Raw genomic sequence first — 3,427 nt, 5'->3', positions numbered from 1 at the left:
GACCGTCCGTGTGCCCAAGACCGAGGCGGCCAAGCCGCGCCGCATCGCGATCAGCGGCAAGTGACCATCCCCAGGCAGTCCACCGGCAATGCCCGCGCCACCTGCCCCGCCTAGCACAGCCGCGGGTCGGTGGCGCGGGCGTTGCTGTGGCTGTGAGAAACCGGGCTGCTAGCTCGTCGCGGCTCCCGCGGTGGTGGCGTCAAGCCGGAACTTGGTCAGGGCGCTGTCGAAGGTGTCCTGTTCGTGGGCGGAGACCAGCATCTCGGCGACGTCCCGGAGTTTGGTGTTGGTGTTCTGCGAGGCTCCCTTGAGCAAGTGGAACCCGCCTTGGGCGTCGCAGCCGAAGTGGCGCATCAGCAGGCCCTGGGCCTGTCCGATCGTCTGCCGGGTCTCCAGCGCCACCTTGAGGTGGTCCACCAGGCGGCGGCTGTCGTGGAACAGTTGCGCGTTGTCGAACACCACGCCGGCGTGCACCGTCAGCAGCAGCGCGACGTCGTGGACGGTCTCGTCGAATCGGTGCGGCTCGTCGGAGAACACCGTCAGCACCGCCGACCCGCCCGATCCGCCGCAGCGGCGGGTCGGCACCGGCAACACCAGGACACTGCGATAGCCGTGCTCGGCCAGACGCGCGCTGAACCGCGGCCACCGCTGATCGGTGTGCGTGTCGTCCACCCGGCGAGGTTCGCGATACCGCAACGCTTCCACGAGCGGGCCGTCACCGGTCAGCATGTCCTGCGTGGGCGCCGCTGCACCCGGCGTCGCGCAGGCCGCCACCACGTCCGCTTGCTCGGCCCGCGCGCCGGTCATGGTGACGGTGACCGCCGCGCAGCCCGGCACGGTGCGCAGCACCCGCTCGGCAAAGCGTCCCAGCGCGCCCGTCACGTCGTCGTCCTCGACCAGCCGCGACACCTCGGCCAGCTCCTGGGAGATGGTCAGCAGCTCGGTTTCGCCGGTCATGCGCACAAACCCCTTTGTCGCGGCAACGGCCACGGTCGCGCGGACTCAACCCCGGCCTGCCGCGGGAGCGCCGGAGGCGACCTTCATCGCATCCGATGCTGCGCTGCTGAACACCGACCGTCGATGACCGTACCGAAGTATCGAGGTCGCCCCCGACGACCCCAAGTCTTGGCACCGCCCGCGCCGACCGCAACCCTGTCCAGCGCGCCGCCTCCCCGACAGTGCTTCGCCCTCTGGAAACCGGGCAGCGCCGTCACTAGCATGTCGGTCAGCTCGCGGTTGTGCAGTCAGCCGGGACGTGCTGCAAACCCACTCAGGTGGAGCAGGACAACCAGGCCCATCCGCACCTGCGACGGCTCGCGCACCGCACGACTTCGGCGCGGGCCACGGCCGGCGTCCCCTCCGCCGCATCGCGAGACGGAGGTCTGGCCGTGTTCCCTGCCCACCCGCTGCCGCCGCGACGTTCCAGTCGACCTCCCTGGGGCGTGTCATGACCGACCGCCTCATTCGGCCGCCCGGCGCCGGTGAGCCCGACCACCCGGACCACGCGCACGCCAGCCACGGCACGTGTCCCGCGTTCCGGGTCGCGCTGAGCAGCCCCACACCCAGCGCGCTGCTCGCCGAGGTTCACGGCGAGCTGGATCTCCTCACCGCGCCCCAACTGCGGAGCCGACTCACCCACGCCCTAACCGGCTCCCGGCACACCGTGCTCGTCACGGACCTCACCGACGTGCGGTTCCTGGGCGCCGCTGGCATCACCGCGCTCCTGCAGGCCCGCGAGCACGCCCACCAGCGCCGGATCGCGTTCCGGGTCGTCGCCACCCACCGGCCGGTGCTCCTGCCGCTGACCCTGCTCGACCTGACCACCACGTTCGACGTCCACCCCAGCCGTGCCCAGGCCCTGGCCGCACCGTCATACCTCGCAGGCAACGGCCGCGTCCGGCGCGAACAACCACCGACCCGGACGGCGGCGAGCCAGGTTCAGAAGGCCACGGCCCCTGACACGACCAGGCGGCACGCGCAACCCGAACTCCACCAGGCGCGCGACGACACAACATCCATAGACCGTGGTGAGGGGATGCAACCTCATCGCCATCAGGCTGTCCGGCGAGTGCGAGCCCACTCCAGCGCGCAACCGACTCGCGGATCGCCTCGTCACCTGGCAGCGTTGCCGGGCACGCCGCTGGGTTGCGATGGAAACACCGCCCACGCCGTGCCTGGGCGCCGCTGGGTCAGTGAGCTGGTCGAGTGGAAGTCGGCCCAGGGAACGACACGGCACCTAGCGTGGACACCGCTCAGGTTTGCTGTGGTGAACCGTCGGGTATCTCCGGGGATGACTCTTCGCCGTGGAGAGTGTTCTCGGACGAAGGTGGTGTGGTGCCATGTCCACCCAGGCGTGGGAGACGGCAGGCAGCACCTCGACAGCGCCCGGCGTGAGCTGCGACCTCGATACGACACCGACCAAGCACGTGCGTCGGCTGGTCCGCGGCTTGGTGGCCGACCACGGCGGCGTGGTCGTCGAGGACGCCGTTCTGGTGGCCGATGAGCTGGTCAGCAACGCGCACCGACATGGTGCGCCCCGGCGCACCTGCCGCGCCACGCTGATCCATCATGGTCGGCGGCTGCGGATCGAGGTCGACGACACCGCGAGCGGGCTGCCCCGGATCCGTCCGCCGGATCACTCGGGGGGACGCGGCCTGCTGCTGGTCGACCGGCTGGCGTCGGCCTGGGGCGTGCAGCACCGCGCCGGTGGCAAGACGGTGTGGGCCGAGCTGGCCCTGGACGGCGCAGGACATAACGGTGCGTCCCGGCATCTGGCGGTGGCACGCGCGCGAGGCACCGAACCCCGTAGTGGCGGCTCGCTCACCTCGGCATCCTGGCCCGCCCTCACCGACACCTCCCACGTGCCGACGTGACCCCTCCCAGCGAGCAACCGCCGCCGGTGGAGTTGAGCATCCGCTCGCACCGAGAGGCCGACGACGGCACCCTGGTGATCGAGGTGACCGGCGAGGTCGACCTGGACACCGCGCCGCACCTGGCCGCGGCGATCATCGAGTGCCTCGATCGGGAGGCCAGCCGCGGCCCCTGCATCCTGGATCTGACCGCGGTCACGTTCCTGGACTCCGCCGGACTGACCGTGCTGCTGCAGGCCACCCGGCACGCGGGACGGCGGCACGCATCGCTGCCGGTCGTGGTCGACGCGAACCGTCCCGTCATCAGGCCCATCGAGGTCACCGGCCTCGACGACGTCCTGGCGCTCTACCACACGGTCGACGAGGCGCTGCAGGCTCCCAGACCCTAAGCCGCCCCCTGGGTTGCTGAGAGAGCGTCGGCGGCCACCGACCTCCGGCTGATGCATCCGAGCGATGCGCGGCGACCGGTGGTGCACGATCGCGCCGACCCTGGGGTGGAGCGGTCACGGTTCACTCGTTCGGGTTGAGTCCGCCGTCGGGCCGCGGCCATTGTGGTC

4 protein-coding genes are annotated in these 3,427 nt (G+C 71.1%); 3 read left to right on the top strand and 1 reads right to left on the bottom strand.

Going from position 1 to position 3,427, the window contains the following annotated elements:
- Nucleotides 1–168 precede the first annotated feature (168 nt).
- Nucleotides 169–957, bottom strand: coding sequence for a GAF and ANTAR domain-containing protein (locus H5411_RS46015; RefSeq protein ID WP_220818364.1), 789 nt, complete (start codon nt 955–957; stop codon nt 169–171).
- A gap of 490 nt (nt 958–1,447) precedes the next feature.
- Here H5411_RS46015 and H5411_RS49955 point away from each other — a divergent pair, with 490 nt between their 5' ends.
- From H5411_RS49955 to H5411_RS46000, 3 genes are read left to right on the top strand one after another with little or no spacing between them, the layout of a single operon-like run.
- Nucleotides 1,448–2,503, top strand: coding sequence for an STAS domain-containing protein (locus H5411_RS49955; protein WP_110341268.1), 1,056 nt, complete (start codon nt 1,448–1,450; stop codon nt 2,501–2,503).
- On the top strand, nt 2,391–2,873 hold the full coding sequence (locus tag H5411_RS46005) for an ATP-binding protein (RefSeq protein WP_369973562.1): 483 nt from the start codon (nt 2,391–2,393) through the stop codon (nt 2,871–2,873). Before H5411_RS49955 ends, H5411_RS46005 begins: the two co-directional genes overlap by 113 nt.
- A complete protein-coding gene (locus H5411_RS46000) occupies nt 2,870–3,259 on the top strand; it encodes an STAS domain-containing protein (protein WP_158559782.1) in 390 nt (129 codons plus the stop codon). The genes H5411_RS46005 and H5411_RS46000 overlap by 4 nt, the downstream gene beginning before the upstream one ends.
- Nucleotides 3,260–3,427: the final 168 nt, after the last annotated feature.

Origin of the sequence: Amycolatopsis echigonensis, assembly GCF_014174495.1 — a bacterium.
Lineage (GTDB): Bacteria > Actinomycetota > Actinomycetes > Mycobacteriales > Pseudonocardiaceae > Amycolatopsis > Amycolatopsis echigonensis.
The sequence above is the reverse complement of the archived record's forward strand: the minus strand, read 5'-3'. Positions and strand labels throughout refer to the sequence as shown.